This window comes from Tateyamaria sp. LSS28 (assembly GCF_059611725.1).
This window is the reverse complement of the sequence record NZ_JCAPFI010000002.1, coordinates 594,339-613,893: the sequence shown is the minus strand read 5'-3', so window position 1 is coordinate 613,893 and position 19,555 is coordinate 594,339. Positions and strand designations below refer to the sequence as shown.

The following is a 19,555-nucleotide window of genomic DNA, read 5'->3' as shown; positions in this document are numbered from 1 at the left end:
TCATGCAAGCTACGATCAGTCTGCCCCTGTTTGACGGTGCATCGGTTACGCTTTTGAGTGATTTGACAGCGATGCCATCCGCTGCCGGAGACGCGTTGCACAATCTGGAGCAACTGACACCGGCTGACCGGTTATCAATCACACAGCATGTCTACGCCTACTACCTGGACATGCTCAGCCATGCCGACACGCGTTGGGTCGATGAGGCAATGCCGCGCCCCGATCAACCCTATGACATCTGGCAACACGTTCGACCACTGTCGATAACGATCAAATCCCGACCTGCGAAGCCAGGCGTTGCTGCGAAGGCTGATCCGCTGTTCTACGTGATTTTGGAAGCGAATTGTGATTGGGAAGATGAGCACGGACTGTTGCTGTCCTGGAAGGACGGCCGAGAGCTGGTGAAAGTCAGCGACTACGATGACAAACCCGTACATGCCGACACTGTGACTTCCGAGGTCATCTATCACTCCACTTACGATGACAGCTTCAGCACATACCGCACGGCCTAGATGATCACCGTGCTCCTAAAAAGCTGGAATTTTGGACTTTCAAACAAGGAATTCTGGAAGATGAGACGTTTTTTAACCTACCTGTTTGCCTTGACGCTTATCACAAGTCTTTTGCCGCATGTCGCGGGCGCTCAGGGCTTAACCATGCAGATTGCCCCAGACTTCGCTATGTCCAATCTGAACAGAGAGCTTTTGGACAGGCGTAACAAAAACCAAAATCCCAATGTTCAGGCACCAGCACTAGCCGATGACTCCGTCCTGAGATTTGACGTCGATCGGGCCCGCCGTGCTGAAAACCTTCGCGGTTTTGTTGATCGGATGAATGAAACCGATCCGGAAGGGGCAGCGCGGCTTGGCACGATTTTGGCTTCCGCAGATGTGATGGGCATGATCTCGAACGCCATGACATCAGTGGGTCTTGAGGCCAACAATGTTGCGGACGCCTATGCGGTTTGGTGGATCAGCGCCTATCAAGCCAGCCAGGGTGTGACAAACACGCCTTCCCGTCAGAGCTATCAGGCTGTTCGCCGGCAATCTGCAAACATATTGTTGTCTGCGCCTTCGTTGGTGAACGCAACGCAGGCAGAGAAACAGCAATTCGCGGAAGCGTATCTGATCCAAGCTGCATTGATCGACTCTGCTATTGGGGAGCTGCAGTCAAATCCCGGTCATTTGAACGCCCTGAAAGCTGCCGTAGCTGAAGGCGCAATGGCATCTGGATTGGACCTTGAACAGATGGAGCTGACGACGGAGGGGTTTAGGTTGCGCTAGACACCAGCGTGCCGACCCTCGTCCTGGAAAGCGATGAAAGACCTTTTGAGAAGAATTGCTGATGAACAGGCGGCCGCCTCAGACGTCCTTCAAGGCGCTGCCGAGCCGCAGCGTATCGAGACCTTGAAATTGGAAGCTGAATCCCGACTGGCAGCAAAGCTCCCAGATGATTTCCAAACCTACCTGTCTCTTTCGAACGGCACGGACTTCAATGGGTTGGTACTATATGGGTGTAACCAGTCTCCCGATGCACCGGGTCCGGGCGGCTTCTGGCAGGGCCTGATCGCGGCCAATCTGGCATGGCGTGAAGGTGGGGACCATCGAGATTGCGTTATTCTGGGAGAAACCGGAATGGATCTTTTGACAGCAGATTTGGACGGGGAGAAACCCGCCAGTCTCGATCGAATATCAGGCGACATAGTAGAGGAGTTTCCATCCGTCGCGGCGATGATCGAGGCCTATCTCTTGTCTCACTATGAGTAGCAATCGCAAGTCTTTTTTGCTGTCCCTGATTGTCCGCTCTGAGGGCGGATTTACCAAATCGGTAGAAGATCACAGAGCAGTTAAAAAGAGATCTGATAGCTTGCCGGCGATCTAAGCTGACGAAACAGCAGAACTGACATCAAATCCGACGTTCGTACACAGCGCAGAATTATGCACTTTGGGCTCGTTGCAGCCGTTCCCGCAAAATGTACACATGATTGCAAACCGCTAGGCCCTCGGCCTCAAAGGCCCAAGTACATTTTGCAACGCCAAGCATAAGGATCAGACGCTCGGGTATCTGCCCTGCGCGGATTGAGCGTTACGCTTAATCGTCGTGCCACCGAATGTGCGGGGGACAAGCAGGGTCGTATGCAAGGGTTTTTACAGCGTCATCCCATCTGGTCGATCATCATCGCGCTGGTCGTGGCGGTGTTCCTTTGGCTGGTTTTTTCAAACTGGTCCGAAGAAATGGTCGACGTTATGGGGCGCAAACGCGTCTTTCTGAACGCTATCTTTGGCGGCATTACATTGGGCGCTTTGTACTTCCTGGTGGCCTCGGGCTTTACGTTGATCTTCGGCCTGATGCGCAACGTGAACCTTGCGCACGGCTCGCTTTATCTGCTGGGGGGGTATCTCGGCTTTGAAGTATCCGAGCTGACGGGGTCTTGGCTGCTGGCTTTTCCGGTGGTGTTCATCATCGTCGCAATTGTGGGGATTATTCTGCAAAATCAGGTATTTCGCCGTATGGAGGGCGAGGAGCTTCGCCAGACGATGGTGACCATTGGTCTGTCGGTGGTGATCGCTGATCTCTTGCTGTGGACCTGGGGTGGGCAATCCTACACAATTTATTCCCCGGATTGGCTGTCAGGGCCGATGACATTGCCCATTGTGTCGTCGATCCGCGACTCCGGTGAGGTGGTTTACCTTCGCTACCCGGCTGTGCGTATGGCGATCCTCTTTGCGGCTATCGTGATTGGCATTGCAATGTGGCTGGTGCTCAACAAGACAAAGCTGGGCATGCTGGTGCGCGCAGGTGTCGATGACCGTGAAATGCTGGCAGCATCGGGCGTGCGCATACAATACGTGTTCCTCGCCGTGTTTGCCTTTGGTGCGGGCCTTGCGGGTATGGCCGGGATCGTTGGCGGCACCTTCCAATCGCTGTCACCGGGCGAGGATACGCGATTTCTGCTGGCCAGTCTGGTCGTGGTGATCGTCGGCGGCATGGGCTCTATCCCCGGCGCGGCGATCGGAGCACTGATCATCGGCCTGTCCGAGCAGCTGGGTCTTGTTTACGCGCCGACCTATTCGGTGGTGTTTACCTTCCTGATCATGGCCGCTGTGCTCGCATTTCGCCCGCAGGGCCTTTTGGGAGAGACACGCTAGATGTCCATCGTCGAACCCAGAAGAGCGGCCGTCCAGCCGATGTGGTTCGAAAAGATTCCTGCGGGCTGGTGGGCGCTGGTTCTCATTCTCTTGACGATGCCCGCGTGGGCCAATGACTTTGTTCTTTTTCAGGTCATGGGCTGGACTTTCATCCTTGGGATGATCGCGCTCTCGTTGATGTTCCTTGCGGGCTATGGAGGCATGGTCAGTCTCATCCAGATGTCCGTCGCCGCAATGGCAGGGTATATGGTGGCGATCTTTGGCAATTCCGGTATGGGCGAGATCAGTATGGGGCTGCCATGGTGGCTCTATCTGCCAATTGCCGTTGCTATTGCGGCACTGTTCGGAACGCTGGTGGGCGCGTTGGCCGTGCGGACCGAGGGCATCTACACGATTATGATCACCCTCGCGATTGCGGCCGCGTTTTTCTATTTCACCCGGCAGAACTACACGATTTTCAACGGGTATTCCGGATTTAACCTGGTCGTGCCGCCGCCCTTGTTCGGCGTCGACTGGCGCGCGCCGATGCCATTCTATTACTTGACGCTGGGGTGTGCCGCGATCTGTTACTTGGTGGTCGTCTACGTGTCGCGCTCGCCGTTTGGACTGTCCCTGCAAGGGGTGCGTGACAACCCGCGCCGGATGGCGGCGCTGGGGTTCAACGTGACCGCGCACAGGGTTGCGGCCTACACATTTGCCAGTGTGATCGCGGCGATTGGCGGTATCCTTTTGGCCTGGCAGAACGCGCAGATCGCGCCGGGGACGGCGGGTATTCCTGCGGTGATTGATATTCTCGTGATCGCGGTCGTCGGCGGTATTACACGCCCGATTGGCCCGTTTATCGGAGCGCTGATCTATGTGTTGCTGCGCACGTTTTCACCCGATGTGCTGCTGGCATTCGGCCTGTCTGGCGAGCGTTTCAAGCTGTTGATCGGGTTGGGCTTTCTCGCCATCGTCTTTTTCTCACCTGACGGCGTGCTTGGCTTGTGGGAGCGGTGGCGCAATCGTCGCGCGCGCGGGCAGGACCCTCTGACGGGGGAAGACCCATGAGCCTGATGGAACAGACAGGTGCGGCAGAACGTCTGGGGTCGGTCAGTTCCGGCAATGCGCTTGAGCTGCGCGGCGTCACCAAGATGTTCGGCGCTTTGGCTGCAATCCGGGATATCACGTTGACGGTGGGATCGGGCGAACGCCGCGCGGTGCTGGGGTCAAATGGTGCGGGCAAGACGACGCTCTTCAACTGCGTGACCGGAGACTTTTTGCCGACAAGCGGTACCATCCGCCTTTTCGGAGAAGACGTGACCCGGTTTCCCGCCCACGAACGCATCCGCCGGGGCCTGCGCCGCACCTACCAGATCAGCCTTTTGTTCAACGGCCTGACCGTGGCCGACAATGTCTACCTGGCCTGCCGGGGCGTGTCGCGGGGGCGGTTCTCGTTTCTGCGCCCGCGCGAGAATGATACGTTACTCGGCCGCGCTGACGAACTGATCGAGGCAGTGCACCTGGCGCCATGGCGCGACACATCCGTCGCCAACCTGAGCTATGGGCAGCAACGCCAGCTGGAGATTGCACTCGCCCTTGCCGGTGCCCCGCGGATCATTCTTTTTGATGAGCCCGCGGCAGGCCTTTCGCCAACTGAACGGGCCGAACTGGTGTCGATCCTCAACGGTCTGCCGGGTCATATCGGTTACATTATCATCGAGCATGACATGGACGTCGCGCTGCGCGTCGCGGAAAGCGTGACGATGATGCACAACGGCATGATCTTCAAGGAAGGCACACCCGAAGAAATCGAGAACGACCAAGAGGTGCAGGAGCTGTATCTGGGGGATGGTCATGGCTGAGCGTCGCAATCAGCACCGTGCAACCCCGGCGGCCCTCGAAGTGCGGGGGCTCAATGTTTACTACGGCGCATCCCACGCGCTGCAAGGCGTCGATCTTCGGCTGGAAACCGGCGTTTTGTCGGTTGTAGGCCGCAATGGCATGGGAAAGACGACGCTTTGCCAGACGATCATGGGTCTGGTGCCTGCCGCCTCGGGCGGGATCAGCGCATGGGGGCAGCCGCTTTTGGGCCTGACCTCTGCCGACATTGCGCGCATGGGCATTGGCTACGTGCCGCAGGGTCGGCGGCTTTGGCGCTCTTTGACGGTGGATGAACACCTCAAGATGGTCGAGCAAAAGAACGGCGCCTGGAGCAGCGAGCGTATCTACACGACATTCCCCCGTCTCGCCGAGCGGCGCCGCAACGGCGGGGCTCAGCTGTCTGGTGGTGAGCAACAGATGCTCGCCATCGCGCGCGCGCTTTTGTCGAACCCGCGCCTGCTGATCATGGACGAACCGACGGAGGGTCTGGCCCCTGTGATTGTCAGCCAAGTCGAAGAGATGCTTTTGCGACTGGCCGACGATGGCGAGATGGACGTGCTTGTGATCGAGCAGAATATCGGGGTCGCCTGTGCGGTGGCTGACCGTGTCGCGATCATGATCAACGGGCAGATCAACCGCATGGTGCCCGCGCGCGAGCTCGCGGCCGACCGCGATCTGCAACAGCGGCTTTTGGGCGTTGGCCGTCATGCGCATGACGACACACCCGAGGTCGAACCGACACCTCATGCAAGCGCCACCGGCGATGGGCCGCCTGCCAAGCCGCACGCCACCAAGATCTATATGTCGAACCCAAACGTGCCGACGCGGTGGACCAAACCCGTTCCGGTGCCGCAGATCGAACGCGCAGCACGCGTGGTGACTGCGGCCTTGCCAACCATGTCGTCGGCACAGGCCGAGATTCGCCCCCTTGCAGCACCAGGCGAACAGGTGGTGTTGGTCGCAGGCACGCTTGACACGAAAGGGGTCGAGCTGCGGTTCATGCGCGACCAGATCCGCGCTGCCGGATTGCCCGTACGGCTGGTCGATTTGTCGACCAGCGGTGGCCATTCCGGGGCCGAGATACCCGCCCACCAGATCGCTGCATTCCATCCGCGCGGGTCCGCTGGCGTATTCACCGGCGATCGCGGCAAATCTGTTGCTGGAATGACCGACGCATTCGCCCGCTGGATGCAGCGACAAGATGGCGTTATGGGCGTGCTCTCGGCCGGTGGGTCTGGCGGTACGGCGATCGTGTCGCCCGCGATGCGCAGCTTGCCCGTTGGAGTTCCCAAACTGATCGTCTCGACCGTGGCTTCCGGTGAAGTGGCAAAATACGTCGGTGCTGCAGACATCACAATGATGCACTCAGTCGCCGATGTGCAGGGGTTGAACGCCATCACCGAAGAGGTGCTGTCGAATGCCGCTCAGGCGATGATCGGCATGGTCACTGCGCGCCGTTCCGCCCCCCCGAGGCAAGCAACGAAACCGGCGGTTGCCTTGACGATGTTCGGGGTCACAACCCCGGCCGTCAGTCAGGTGACCGCCGCGTTGGACGAAGACTACGACTGCCTTGTTTTCCATGCCACCGGCATTGGCGGGCAGTCGATGGAAAAGCTCATCGACTCGGGAAAAGTGGACGGGGTCATTGACCTGACCACGACCGAGGTCTGCGACATGCTGTTTGGGGGCGTGTTCCCGGCCACCGAAGACCGCTTTGGCGCGGTGATCCGGCGGCGCATGCCATACATCGGATCAGTTGGTGCGCTTGATATGGTGAATTTTGGCGCCCCCGACACGGTGCCGGAAAAGTACCAGATCCGCACGTTCTATGAACACAACCCGCAAGTCACGCTCATGCGCACCACGCCCGAGGAAAGCACGGCGATGGGCCGTTGGATTGGTGGCAGGCTGAACGAGATGGAAGCGCCTGTGCGCTTCTTCCTGCCCGAAGGCGGCGTGTCTGCACTCGACACGGCAGGTCAGCCGTTTGACGACCCGGCAGCGCGCCACGCCCTTTTTACCGCGCTCGAAGACACCGTGCGGCAAACCTCGACGCGCCAACTTATCCGGGTGCCGCACAACATCAACGATCCTGAATTTGCTGCCCTTGTGATCGACGCGTTCCGCGACTTTCACGGTGGGCGGCCCCCAAGACGCAAAGAGGCCCGCCGATGATCGACCGAGATACCATCCTTGCCAAGTTCCGCGACATGGTTGCGCGCGGTGAACCCATTGTCGGCGGCGGTGCCGGTACCGGGCTTTCGGCAAAATGCGAAGAGGCGGGCGGTATTGATCTGATCGTGATCTACAATTCGGGCCGCTACCGCATGGCCGGGCGCGGCAGCCTTGCGGGGTTGATGCCCTACGGCGATGCCAACGCGATTGTGGTCGAGATGGCGTCCGAAGTGCTGCCGGTGGTCAAACACACGCCGGTCCTGGCCGGGGTCTGTGCGACCGATCCGTTCCGCCTCATGGACAAGTTTCTTGATCAACTGAAGGACATCGGCTTTTCCGGCGTGCAGAATTTTCCGACTGTCGGGCTTATCGACGGCTCGTTCCGTGCAAACCTCGAAGAGACGGGCATGGGCTTTGGGCTTGAGGTTGACATGATCGCCAAGGCGCATGCCAAGGGGATGCTCACGACGCCCTATGTCTTTGACGAGGACAGCGCGGTCGAGATGGCCAAGGCAGGCGCAGATATCATCGTGTGCCATTTGGGCCTCACGACCGGCGGCGCCATTGGCGCAGAGACAGCCGTCACGCTGCAAGACTGCCCAGCACTTGTCGACGCATGGGCCGGGGCGGCGCTGACAGTGAACAAAGACGCCATCGTGCTGGTCCATGGCGGACCTGTTGCGATGCCGGACGATGCTGAATTCGTCCTGAAGAACACGTCAAATTGCCATGGGTTTTACGGCGCGTCCTCGATGGAACGTTTGCCGACCGAGGTGGCACTGACGGAGCAAACGCGCGCCTTCAAGGCCATCAAAGGCCAGTAACGCGCAACGCGGGGAGGATAAGACATGACCGGACAACTTATCGGACAGTTGATCTTGTGGCTGATTGTGGCGGTGGTCGTCATTGCGATCATTTACTGGGTGATGCAGTGGCTCTATCGGCGCTCGACCAAGGAAATCGCTTTTGTCAGAACGGGTTTTCTGGGTGAGAAAGTTGTGATCGACGGGGGCGCGTTTGTCTGGCCCATCATCCATGACATCACACCGGTGAACATGAATACGCTGCCGCTGGCCGTTGGGCGGACCCGCGAACAGGCATTGATTACCAAAGACCGGATGCGTGTCGATGTCGAAGCCGAGTTCTACGTCCGTGTGCGATCTGACCAAACCTCGGTTGCGATGGCTGCCTCGACGCTGGGGCGGCGCACGCTTGAGGCGGAAAACCTGCATGGCCTTCTTGCTGGCAAGTTCGAAAGCGCCTTGCGCGCCGTCGCTGCCGAAATGGCGATGGGCGAGATGCACGAGAACCGCAACGCCTATGTCAGCCGCGTCAAGGAATTGTCCCAGGACGATCTGGAGAAGAACGGGCTTGAGTTGGAAAGCGTCGCGATCATCGACATCGACCAGACCGCACTTGAATTTTTCAACCCCTCCAACCGCTTTGACGCCGAGGGTTTGACTTCGCTCATCAAGGACATCGAGGAGCGGCGCAAATTGCGCAATGACATTGAGCAGGACTCGATGATCAAGATCCGTTCGCGCAACCTGGAGGCCGAGAAGCAGGTGCTCAACATTGAACGGGAGAGCGAGGAAGCCCGACTGGAACAGGAGCGCGACGTTGAGACCCGCCGTGCGCAGCAGCGCGCAGACTTGACCCGTGAACGGGCCGAACGCGAGACCGAGGCCGAATCCGCCCAGATCACTGCCCGCGAGGCGATAGAAAAAGCGCGTATCTCCAATGAGCAGGCAGTCTCTGAAGCCCGGATATTATCCGAACGGGCGGTACGTGCCCGCGAGATTGCGCGGCAAAAAGAGATCGACGCCGAAGAAATTGCTGCACAAGAAGCAACCGAGACTGCGCGCATCCTGCAGGAACGCAAGGTGCGCGAGACCCGCATTCAGAACGAGCAGGACACGCAAGCCAAAGAGATTGAGCGCCAGCGCAGCATCGAAGAGGCCGAGATCACCGCGCGAGAGGCGACCGAACGCGCCCGTATTGCGCAGGAAAAGGCCGTCGCCGAGGCACGTATCGCCAAGGAAGGCGAAACCCAAGCGCTTGAAATCGAACGGCAGAAGAGCACCCGAGACGCTGAAATCGCCGCCAACGAAGCCAACGAAAAACGACGGATGGCGCAGGATCTGTTGCTGGCCCAGACTCGGATCAAAGGTGAAGAGGATATTCGCCAGCGCGAGATAGCGCGTCAGAAGTCGCTGGATGAGGCCGAGATCGGCTCGAAAGAGGCGATTGAACGGATGCGCATCCTTCAGGACTCGCAGATCAGCGAGGCGCGGATTGCGGAGGACAAACGTATTCGCGCGCTTGAGATTGAGCGCACGCAAGCCGTGGATGCTGCCGAGATCGCCGCCAGCGAAGCGATTGAAGCTGCACGGATCGCCCGCGAAAAGCAGATCGCCGCGAGCCGGATCGAGGCTGATGGCGAGACCAGCACGCGCGAGATTGCGCGCAATCAAGCCATCGACGAGGCGCGCGTCGCCGCAGACGAGGCTGTCGAACAGGCGCGCATCGCGCAGCATCGTGCGCTTGAGGCGGAACGGATTGCCGCTGACCAAGACGTCCGCGCGCAGGAAATTGCAAAAGAGCGCGAGATTGAATCCGCCGAGATTTCGCGTCGCGAAGCCGTGGAAAAAGCCCGTGTCGCTTCTGAATTGGCGCTGGAACAAGAACGCATCGCCAGCCAGAAAACCCGCGAGGTGACCGATATCGAACGCCGCCGCGCGGTCGAGCAAGCAGACGAAAAACGCATTGTCGAACTGGCCGAGACCAAGGCCGAACGATCTTCCGCCGAGGCCAGTATCCGCAAGGCCGAGATCACTGCGCAGCGCGCCATCGAGGTGGCCGAGGTCGAACGCGACAAAGCGCTTGAAGCGGCCAAGTTGGAAAGCCGCCGTGCGCTTGAACAACTTGAAATTGCCCGTGTGCAAACCCTTCGTGAGGCCGAGATCGCCTCACAGGAAGAAGTCGAACGCGCCCGAGTGGCGTCCGAGCGCGGCTTGGATGAGATACGCATCAGTCACGAGACCGTACGTCGTCAGCTTGAGGTGGACCGCGAGAAAAACGTAGAGACCGCGCAGATGGACAAGGCCATCGTACTCTACCAGAAATCGCTTGAGGAAAGTGCGGCGCGGGCCAAGGCGGACGCCGCCCGTGCGCTGGCCGCAGAGGCGGAGGAAAAGGTCAAGACCGTTCGCGAAACCGAAGAGGCGAACCGTCGCAAGTCCATCGACGTGACAATGGCGGAAAAGCAGGCCGAAGAGGCCAAGCTGAACGCCGAAGCCGAAAAGGTCCGTGCAGTGGTCGAGGCCGAGGCGCAGCGTCTTATCAATGAGGCCGAAAACGTGCTTACCGATCCGGCACGTGCCTCACTCTTCCGTCGCAAACTCCTGGAGCATGTCGAGGGCATCGTCACGGCCTCGGTCAAGCCGCTTGAGAAGATCAACGACATCCGCATCATGCAACTTGATGGCGTCACTGGCGGGACCGGTGGCGGCAAGGGTGGCAGTCCCACGGATGAGGTCATCAATTCGGCCCTGCGCTACCGTGTGCAGGCGCCACTGATCGACTCGCTTCTCGATGATATCGGCATTGAGGGAGGCGGGATCGCCAAGCAGGGGGGCCTGATCCGCGAGGCATCAGACATGCAGCGCATCAGCGACGCTGTACAGAAAGCCGCAGGTGCCAAGGGAGATGACAAGGACACACCTCCGCCCACCGATGACAGCAAGGGGTCCAATTAAGTGCCCCGCGTCTACGTCTCATCGGTTATCGAAGCGCCCATTGCCAAGGTTTGGGACAAGATACGCGATTTCAACGCGCTTCCGCGTTGGCATCCCCGCATTCGCGACAGCAGGATCGAAAACGGAGAACCATCGGACAAGGTGGGCTGCGTGCGCGACTTCAATCTTCAAAACGGAGACCGCATTCGCGAGAAGCTTTTGGGGATGAGCGATTACGACATGTTCTGCACCTATGCGATCCTCGAAAGCCCCATGCCGCTAACGGACTACGTGGCGACGTTGCGTCTGACGCCGGTCACCGACGGGAACGTGACCTTTGCCGAATGGACCGCCGAATTCGAATGCGCAGATGAGGTCGCGGACGAGTTGGTCGACGGTATCAGCACAAATGTATTTCAGGCGGGGTTTTCCGCGCTGCAACGGAATCTGGTGGTCTGAATCATGGTCGAGGTCGTCAAAAGCACCATTCTGGACGCCCCGGTTGAGGACGTGTGGGCGGTGCTGCGCGACTTTAACGGGCATGACGGGTGGCATCCCGCCATTGCCGACAGCGCCATTGATCGCGGCCAACCGTCGGACAAGGTGGGCTGTGTGCGGCGCTTTCACCTGAATGATGGTTCGGAACTGCGGGAACAGCTTTTGACGCTGTCGGATGCCGACATGGCCTTCAGCTATTGCCTGCTTGAGACGCCCGTGCCGCTGTTGAACTACGTCGCACATGTGCGGCTTGCGCCGGTGACGGACGGCGATCGGACGTTTTGGGCGTGGGAAAGCCGCTTTGACACGCCGAAGGGACAGGAAAGTGAGCTAAAGACCCTCGTTTCCGAAGGCATTTACCAGAGCGGTTTTGATGCGATCCGCGCGCATATGGAACTGGAGGGCGCATGACAACCCTTGAAACCTATCCAACGATGGAAGACGCCGCCCGCGCGATGGGTGCCGATGCGACCTTTCTTGGGGGCGGCACTGTGGTCATGCGCGCTGTGAACGAAGGCGTCGCAACCCCAAGGCTGATCCGGGTCACCGATCCGGGGCTCGCGCATATCTCGACGGTGGGAGAGATCCTCCGTCTGGGTGCCAGCGTCACGATGGCAGATGTGTTGGCCCATCGCGATCTGGCCTTTCTTCACCCCGTTGCGCGTCAGATAGGTGGGCCGCAGGTGCGCAATATGGCAACTTTAGCTGGCAATCTGTTTGCCGAGCATCCTTACGGAGACTTTGCCACTGCACTTCTCGCGCTTGGCGCGCATGTCACAATGACGGGGCAGGGCGGTCCGCGTGCTATCGACGACGTGCTGCGGGACCGCGACCGTGCCGGGCTGGTCTCTGCGGTTGAAATCCCAAGGCCGCGCGACGTGCGGTCGTTTGGCTTTCGCAAGGTCAGCCGGGTCAAACCCAAGGGCGTCTCGGTCCTGTGCATTGCGGCCTACCTGCCGCGCGAAAGCGGACGCATCCGCGGCGCGCGGGTGGCGTTTGGCGCGATGGGACCAACGCCTTTGCGGTCCTTGGGCGCGGAACGGGCGCTTGAGGGGCAAACGCTGGACGGCGCCACTGCCGACCAGGCGGCGGCTGCGGCGACAGAAGGGCTCAGCCCCGCGACCGACCAGATCGCAACGGAATGGTATCGGCGCGAGGTCGCGGGCGTGCATCTGAAACGACTTCTGACAGAGATGGAGCGCGGATAATGGTCAAAAAACCGGTCAATCTGACGCTCAACGACAGCCCGCGCGCGGCGTTTGCCGATCCAGGACAGAACCTGCTTGATTTCCTGAGGCGCGAGATCGGGGATCTGTCCCCGAAATTTGGTTGCGGGCAGGGGGCCTGTGGTGCCTGCACCGTGACCATTGACGGCGAGACGCATTTGTCCTGCCTTGTACTTGCCGAAACCGTCGATGGCAAAGAGGTGCGCACTGCGTCTGGCCTTGCCAATGGCGCCACGCTTGATCCGCTGCAGGACGCGTTCATGGACCATTTCGCGGCGCAATGCGGATACTGCACACCCGGCATGCTGGTGTCGGCCCGCACGCTTTTGGACCGTAATCCACGCCCGACGCGGGACGAGGTGATCGAGGCGATCTCGGGCAACCTTTGCCGCTGCACCGGGTATGAGCCGATTATCACCGCCATCCTGTCCGTCGCTGAAGGGAGGGCGCGCGCATGAAGGATATGACCACATCCGGTCCAATGATCGAGTTCCGTAAGGATTTGTTTGCGGACGAACGCGACGACAACCTGAACGAGGTTGGAAAACCAACGCGCCGTCAGGACATTCTGGGGCATGTGACCGGGCGGTCTCCGTTCTTTGATGATCACCTCTTTGACGGGCTCTTGCACCTGCGGTGCAAACGTTCGCCGCATCACCATGCCCGTATCCGACGGATTGACACGTCAACTGCCGACCGGATGCCCGGTGTTGTTCGGGTGCTCACTGGCAAGGACGTGCCGACGAACCTCAACACGCTTTTGTCGCTCCTGGATTTCGGGCTGGACGATGAACCGATCCTGACCGACACCAAAGTGGCGTATATGGGCGAGCCCGTTGCCGCCGTGATCGCCGAGACCGAAGCGCAGGCACGCGCAGCCGCTGCTGCGGTTGTGGTCGAGTGGGACGTCCTGCCGCATGTCCTCGACGTGGAAGAGGCGATCAAGCCCGGCGCACCTGCGGTCCTCGACATTTATCCAAACAACCTCTTTGTCTATCATGGAAAATACGACCATCAGAAACTGCGCTTTGGTGATGCAGACCGCGCCTTGGCCGAGGCTGACCATATCGTCGAAGGCCGCTACCAGATGTCTCCGATTGAGCAGGCACCGATCGAGACCTGCGGCACCATCGCAGCGCCCGAACAAAATGACCGGTTTGTCTGTTATACCTCGACCCAAGCGCTGTTCTTTTCGCTGGGCACTGCGGCCAAGGTGCTGAACATCCCGTCGTCCCGCTTGCACTTTATCGGTGGCACCGTGGGGGGTGGTTTTGGCGGCAAGGTGGATTCGATTCACGAGCCTTTGGCGATCCTGGGGGCCATGCTCACCGGGCGTCCTGTGAAATACGCCTGGGACCGGGCCGAGGAAATGCAGGTCGGTGCCCCGCGCGGGGCCGAGCGGTGGTACGTCACCGACGGCGTGATGAACGACGGTCGCATCGTCGCGCGCAAATTCACCGGGTATTTCGATGCTGGGGCTTACACGCGGCTTTCGTCCTACGCGATCATCAAAGGCGTCGGTCACCTGCCAGGGCCGTACACGATCCCTAATGTTTCGGCGAATGTCTATTGCGTCTACACCAACCGCACGCCCGCCACAGCGATGCGCGGCTTTGGCATCACCGGTGTCGATTTCGCAATCGAGGCGCATATGGACAAGGTGGCCGAGACGGTCGGCATGAACCCCATCGAGCTGCGCATTCTCAACGCCTACCGCGACGGTGACATGAAGGCCCACCGCCGAGAGGCCAAGAACTGCGCGTTGATCGAATGCGCGCAGGTAGTGGCGGAAAAGGCAGGCGTCACCCTGTCGCCCGAGTTGAAAGCGGCCACGTCTGTGACAGGTGGCGGTGGCGCACGTGGCGCATTGCCCGCCCATACCGCAACCGACGAGGATGGTCAGGTCGAAGGGTTCAAGGCGACCAGCTATGCCAATACGAGTGCGGCGTCTTCTGCGCCTAGCCCCGTGCCGACGACCAGCGCACCGGCACCGAAGCCCATAACCTCTGCACCTGCGCCGCGACCTGCAACGCCGCCCGCCCCGCCGCCCTCGGCACCTGCGCCGTCACCAACACCACAGGCCGCTGCCGATAAAAAGCCAGCGCGCTCGGGCGCGATGCGCTTTTCCTCTCTCTCCGGGTTCAGGAGACGCTGATGACCATCCACACAGGCCGCGGTTTTGCGGCGATCAACTATCCGATTGGCATGAACCTTGGCGGCGACCCGTCGCAGGCGCTGGTGCACTCGAACCCCGACGGCAAGTTCACCGTCGCCTTGTCCGCGATTGATCTGGGGCAGGGGATGAAATCCGTTACGCGCCAGATCGCGGCAGAGACCCTCGGCGTGCCCATCGAGGATGTCTATGTCGACACCGCCGACAGCGACACCGGCCCGCATGACATGGGATCTTTCGCCAGCCGGGGCACGCACCGCATGGGCAACGCGGTCATCCGGGCCTCTGAAGAGGCGCGCGAGGTCATGCTGGAGGCCGCCGCCGAAGAGCTTGAAGTCGACGCGAGCGATCTCGTGACCGATGGGCAAGGCAACATCCAAGTGCGCGGCGCGCCATCCCGGTCCATCACCACGATGGCCGCGTCTCAGGCCGCGCAGTTCAAGCAGGGACGCACCATCGCAGGACGCGGCATTTTCCTTGTGCCTTTGTCGGATGTGAGCCCCGAGACAGGCGAAATGTCCCCCGTGACCACGTTCGCCCATGCCGCCATGCTGGTCACGGTCGAGGTGGATGACGAGACCGGAGAGGTCACGGTCACCGACATGCAATCCGCCTACGAGGTCGGACGTGCGCTCAACCCCAAGCTGGTGGAACAACAGCTGCGCGGTGGTGCGTGGATGGGCATGAGCCATGCCGCATGGGAAACGACCGAGCCGCACTACCCCGAGCGCGACCACCGGCCAGAGGACTTCAACAGCTACCTGATGCCCGGCCCCGGGGACCTTGCGCCGCACCATATAAGCGTGCTCGAACGCCCTGCCGCCGATGGTCCCTATGGCGGCAAGGGACCAGGCGAGATGTGCGCCAATCCGGTGCTGCCCGCCGTGGTGAATGCCGTTTATGACGCGGTCGGTGTGCGCATCGATGATCTGCCAGTGACGCCCGAAAAGGTGCTGCGCGGGTTGCAGTCCAATGGGGGCGCAAAGCCCCGCAAGGCGCTCTGATGTCGGTGCGTGCCTCCATACAGGGGATCGACGGGCCAGCCCCGTTGGCCGATGCATTGGGGCAGGCGCAATATATTGCGGATGACGGTCTTGCCACAGCGGCCTATCTGGCCTTGGCGCTTGGCAAACCTTTGCTGCTGGAAGGCGCGCCCGGCGTTGGCAAGACCGAAGCGGCCAAGGCCCTCGCGTCGGTTCTGGGTCGCGAACTGGTGCGGCTGCAATGCTTTGAGGGCATCGACGCTGCGACCGCGATGTATGAATGGAACTTCCCTGCGCAGATGCTGGCCATCCGGCAGGCGGGCGATGACTACGTGAACCTTTACGAAGACAAATTCCTTATTGCGCGCCCCATTCTGCAGGCGCTGGAAGCCCCGCAAGACCGCGTTCTGCTGATCGACGAGATTGACCGCGCCGATCACGAGTTCGAGGCGTTCCTGTTGGAGTTTTTGTCAGACTTCACCGTGTCGATCCCCGAACGCGGCACCATGCGTGCCGGGACGCCGCCTGTCGTTGTCCTGACCTCAAACCGCACGCGCGAGTTGCACGAAGCGTTGCGCAGGCGCTGCATCTACCATTGGATTGGCTACCCTGACCCTGCACTTGAGGCGCAGATTGTCACGATGCGGGCGTCGACCGTGATGGCCGATACGGCGCGGCGGGTTGTTGCGGCGGTCAATGCGCTGCGGGCCGAGCCTTTGGCGAAACCTCCGGGTGTGGCCGAAACCGTTGAATGGGCCGAAGCGGCCACGCTGCTGAACAGTCAGGGCACGCCCTGGCCTGCAGCATTTGCGCGGGCCATCGGTGTTGTGCTCAAGGATCAGGATGACCTTGACTATATCGGCGAGCGCATGGGTGCGATCCTGTCGGAGACTGCGGCATGATCCCGCGCGCGCTTGATCCGTTCTTTGCCTTTCCGCAGGCGTTGCGTGCGGCGGGCTATCCGGCGTCGCCTGACCGGACCGAGAGGTTCATCACCGCAGTTGGCCTTCTGGGGCCAAAAGGTATGACCGACATCCGCCGTGCGGCGCACGCCGTCTATGGCCCCGGACCAGAACGCGCGCAGATGTTTGATGCGGTGTTCGACAGCATATTTCTGGGCCGGTCCATCGCTGCTCCCGCGATGGGCGATCCAGAGGACCTGCCGCAAAGCTACGACGCGGGTGCTGTGGAAGAGATGCTCATGCCGGAAAACGAAGAGTCGTCTGGCGGCGATGCCACTGCTGCTGAGCGCCTTTTTCAGCGGGCCGTGACGGCCGGAGACGAGGGAGCCGCCTTGCGCGCGTTCCGGCGGGCGCTGCCGAAAAGCTTGCCGCGCCGGCGATCGCGCAGGCAGGCTCCGGGCAAAGGGCGGCTGGCCGATGCCCGCCGCACCTTCCGCGAGATGCTGCGCCGGGACGGAGAGATCATCCGCCTGCCGACCCGTCGCCGCCTGTTGCGCCAGCGGCGGGTGCTGATGCTGCTCGATGTATCGGGAAGTATGAAAGAGGGCACCGATGGCGCTCTGCGACTGGCCCATGCGCTGCAACAGGGCGGGGAGCGGGTCGAGTGCTTTACCCTTGGCACCCGCCTCACACGGGTCACCCGTGCGCTGCGGCACCGCAGTGCGGATCAGGCGCTGATGTTGGCCTCCGGTCTGGTTGCGGATTGGGACGGTGGCACGCGTCTGGGCGAAGCGTTGCAGGTGTTCCTGTCCGTTCCACGCTTTGCCGCCCACGCGCGCGGCGCGCTTGTCATCATCGTGTCTGACGGGTTGGAACGCGGCGGACCCGAGGCGCTTGTCTCGGCGATGGAACGGATGGACGCGCTCGCGTGGTCAACACTCTGGTTGTCTCCGCTGGCGGCCGATCCGACTTACCGACCCGAGACCGGCGCGATGCAGGCGATACTGCCGCTGCTCGACCACATTGGTGACGGCAGCACGCCACCTGCGATTGCATCGGAAATTCTTCAATTCTCAAAGGGGGCACGACGATGACCGTGGTGGACGCGCATTTCCACGTCTGGCGACAGGCCGATCTGCCGTGGCTGAGCGGCCCCATGCAACCGCGCATTTTCGGCCCTTACGAGCCGATCCGCCGCGACTATCCAATGTCCGAATACCTAGCGGATGTCGCACCGAGTGGGGTGACCAAATCCGTCTATGTCCAGGCCAACTGGCCCACCCACCGTGCCGAAGACGAAGCGGCATGGATCGAGACGCTGGCCCGGGACACTGGCTGGCCGCATGGGCTGGTCGCATACGCCGACATGACCGTGCCCGACGTGCGCCCTGCACTGGACCAGCTTATGCGCTTTCCACATCTGCGCGGCATCCGGCAGCAGTTTCATTGGCACGAAACGCCGACCTACCGCTTTGCCACAGATCCCGATCTGTGTCGTAACCACGTGGTGCAACGCAACATCGCACGGCTCGCGGACTACAACCTAGTCTTTGACCTTCAGGTGTTTGAAGCCCAGATGGCCGGGGCCTGTGCGCTTGCCAAGGCGTGCCCGGATGTGACCTTTGTCTTGCAACACGCAGGCATGCTTGAGGACCTGTCCGAGATGGGGCGCAGCGCGTGGCGCAGGTCGATGGCGTCGCTGGCACAATGCCCGAATGTGGTCAGCAAACTGTCGGGCTTTGGCACATTTCAGCACCGTCTGGACCCGGAGCTGATCGCATGGATCACGACCGAGACCGTTTCACTCTTTGGCGCGGACCGCTGCCTTTGGGGATCAAACTTCCCAATCGAGAAGCTTTGGACGGATTACACATCGCTGTTCGAGGCGCATCGCACCGCCACGGGCGGCCTCAGCACTGCCGAGCAAAACGCGATTTTCAACGAAACAGCATGCCGGGTCTACCGGCTGACCTGAACGGGAGGAGATGACAGATGGGTTTGGAAATCAGGATACTCGACTACGGGGACATCGAACTGGAATCGAGCTTTCTCGTTCTCGGGCGGGATTGCGGACGCACGCGGCGTGTGCCCGTCTATGGCTTTCTGATCCTGGGCGGGCAAGTGCCCATCGTGGTCGATACCGGATATCGCGACAACGCCATCATGGAAACGCTGGGCATGCGTGGGTTGCAGTTCCACGAGAACATGATCGAACGGCAACTGGCCAATCACGGCGTGAAACCGGGCGATGTACGCTATGTTCTGCACACGCATTTGCACATCGATCACGCGGGCAAAGACGACCACTTTTCCATGAACACCACCGTTGTCATCAACCGGCGCGAGTTGGAATACTCCGTCTCTGGGCTCATGCATCCGCAATATCCCAAACCCGACATCATCCACCTTGTCGAACGTCTGCATCATCCGGGTGCCTTGCGGCTTGAAGACCTTGAGATATCGGGGCCTGTGGAGCTTATCCCCGGCGTCTTTCTTGAGGCCGCAGGCGCGCATACCGAAGGGTCGATGAATGTGCATGTCGACACCGACGAAGGCCGTGCGACAATCTGCGGCGACGTCATCTACGACTTCAACGACCAGATCATCAATCCAATGCGCTCGTTTGGGCCTGAGGAGTATCAGGTCACCGGCAATCACGGAAACACCAAGCGACAGGAAAAGGGCGCGATCCGCAAGCTGATGTATTCAGGCGCAAAATTCCTTCTGCCCATCCATGATAAACCCGCCAAGGTGGAGAACGGTCAGGTGGTTGGGCGCCTTGACATGGTGGTGCCCGGGCCGGTCAGCCAGTCCGTGCCACGCCGCGACTGGTTCCCTGCATAAAGGTC

General features: G+C 60.7%; 19 protein-coding genes. All 19 read left to right on the top strand.

Features of this window, described 5'->3' with window-relative positions; translation table 11 throughout:
- Window positions 1-2: 2 nt before the first annotated feature.
- The 19 genes from AC53L6_RS07575 (at window position 3) to AC53L6_RS07485 (ending at window position 19,550) form a co-directional block, all read left to right on the top strand.
- Window positions 3-512 (top strand): DUF6985 domain-containing protein, encoded by a 510-nt coding sequence (locus tag AC53L6_RS07575; RefSeq protein WP_496907192.1) that lies wholly within the window; start codon window positions 3-5, stop codon window positions 510-512.
- On the top strand, window positions 513-1,283 hold the full coding sequence (locus tag AC53L6_RS07570) for a DUF6683 family protein (RefSeq protein WP_496907191.1): 771 nt from the start codon (window positions 513-515) through the stop codon (window positions 1,281-1,283).
- A gap of 33 nt (window positions 1,284-1,316) precedes the next feature.
- Window positions 1,317-1,766, top strand: coding sequence for a YrhA family protein (locus AC53L6_RS07565; protein ID WP_496907190.1), 450 nt, complete (start codon window positions 1,317-1,319; stop codon window positions 1,764-1,766).
- Window positions 1,767-2,135: 369 nt separating this feature from the next.
- Window positions 2,136-3,149, top strand: coding sequence for a branched-chain amino acid ABC transporter permease (locus AC53L6_RS07560; protein ID WP_496907398.1), 1,014 nt, complete (start codon window positions 2,136-2,138; stop codon window positions 3,147-3,149).
- Window positions 3,150-4,199: a branched-chain amino acid ABC transporter permease gene (locus AC53L6_RS07555; RefSeq protein WP_496907397.1), complete on the top strand. Its 1,050-nt coding sequence runs from the start codon at window positions 3,150-3,152 to the stop codon at window positions 4,197-4,199.
- Window positions 4,196-4,993, top strand: a complete 798-nt coding sequence (locus AC53L6_RS07550; protein ID WP_299706925.1) for an ABC transporter ATP-binding protein — start codon at window positions 4,196-4,198, stop codon at window positions 4,991-4,993. Before AC53L6_RS07555 ends, AC53L6_RS07550 begins: the two co-directional genes overlap by 4 nt.
- Window positions 4,986-7,187, top strand: a complete 2,202-nt coding sequence (locus AC53L6_RS07545) for an ABC transporter permease (protein ID WP_496907396.1) — start codon at window positions 4,986-4,988, stop codon at window positions 7,185-7,187. The genes AC53L6_RS07550 and AC53L6_RS07545 overlap by 8 nt, the downstream gene beginning before the upstream one ends.
- Entirely contained in the window at window positions 7,184-8,011 is an 828-nt protein-coding gene (locus AC53L6_RS07540) for a phosphoenolpyruvate hydrolase family protein (RefSeq protein ID WP_496907395.1), read from the top strand. The genes AC53L6_RS07545 and AC53L6_RS07540 overlap by 4 nt, the downstream gene beginning before the upstream one ends.
- Window positions 8,012-8,035: 24 nt before the next feature.
- Window positions 8,036-10,945: a flotillin family protein gene (locus tag AC53L6_RS07535; protein WP_496907394.1), complete on the top strand. Its 2,910-nt coding sequence runs from the start codon at window positions 8,036-8,038 to the stop codon at window positions 10,943-10,945.
- A complete protein-coding gene (locus AC53L6_RS07530) occupies window positions 10,946-11,383 on the top strand; it encodes an SRPBCC family protein (protein ID WP_299773957.1) in 438 nt (145 codons plus the stop codon).
- A 3-nt stretch (window positions 11,384-11,386) separates the two neighbouring features.
- Window positions 11,387-11,833: an SRPBCC family protein gene (locus tag AC53L6_RS07525; protein WP_496907393.1), complete on the top strand. Its 447-nt coding sequence runs from the start codon at window positions 11,387-11,389 to the stop codon at window positions 11,831-11,833.
- Window positions 11,830-12,630 carry an FAD binding domain-containing protein gene (locus tag AC53L6_RS07520; protein ID WP_496907392.1) on the top strand — a complete coding sequence of 267 codons (801 nt, stop codon included), beginning with the start codon at window positions 11,830-11,832 and terminating at the stop codon, window positions 12,628-12,630. Before AC53L6_RS07525 ends, AC53L6_RS07520 begins: the two co-directional genes overlap by 4 nt.
- On the top strand, window positions 12,630-13,106 hold the full coding sequence (locus AC53L6_RS07515) for a (2Fe-2S)-binding protein (RefSeq protein WP_496907391.1): 477 nt from the start codon (window positions 12,630-12,632) through the stop codon (window positions 13,104-13,106). The genes AC53L6_RS07520 and AC53L6_RS07515 overlap by 1 nt, the downstream gene beginning before the upstream one ends.
- Entirely contained in the window at window positions 13,103-14,803 is a 1,701-nt protein-coding gene (locus AC53L6_RS07510; RefSeq protein WP_496907390.1) for a xanthine dehydrogenase family protein molybdopterin-binding subunit, read from the top strand. Before AC53L6_RS07515 ends, AC53L6_RS07510 begins: the two co-directional genes overlap by 4 nt.
- Window positions 14,803-15,825 carry a xanthine dehydrogenase family protein molybdopterin-binding subunit gene (locus AC53L6_RS07505; RefSeq protein WP_496907389.1) on the top strand — a complete coding sequence of 341 codons (1,023 nt, stop codon included), beginning with the start codon at window positions 14,803-14,805 and terminating at the stop codon, window positions 15,823-15,825. Before AC53L6_RS07510 ends, AC53L6_RS07505 begins: the two co-directional genes overlap by 1 nt.
- Window positions 15,825-16,706, top strand: a complete 882-nt coding sequence (locus tag AC53L6_RS07500; protein ID WP_496907388.1) for an AAA family ATPase — start codon at window positions 15,825-15,827, stop codon at window positions 16,704-16,706. The genes AC53L6_RS07505 and AC53L6_RS07500 overlap by 1 nt, the downstream gene beginning before the upstream one ends.
- Entirely contained in the window at window positions 16,703-17,800 is a 1,098-nt protein-coding gene (locus AC53L6_RS07495; protein WP_496907387.1) for a vWA domain-containing protein, read from the top strand. Before AC53L6_RS07500 ends, AC53L6_RS07495 begins: the two co-directional genes overlap by 4 nt.
- Window positions 17,797-18,681, top strand: a complete 885-nt coding sequence (locus tag AC53L6_RS07490) for an amidohydrolase family protein (protein ID WP_496907386.1) — start codon at window positions 17,797-17,799, stop codon at window positions 18,679-18,681. Before AC53L6_RS07495 ends, AC53L6_RS07490 begins: the two co-directional genes overlap by 4 nt.
- 17 nt (window positions 18,682-18,698) lie before the next feature.
- Window positions 18,699-19,550: an N-acyl homoserine lactonase family protein gene (locus tag AC53L6_RS07485; RefSeq protein WP_299747527.1), complete on the top strand. Its 852-nt coding sequence runs from the start codon at window positions 18,699-18,701 to the stop codon at window positions 19,548-19,550.
- The last annotated feature ends 5 nt before the right edge of the window (window positions 19,551-19,555 follow it).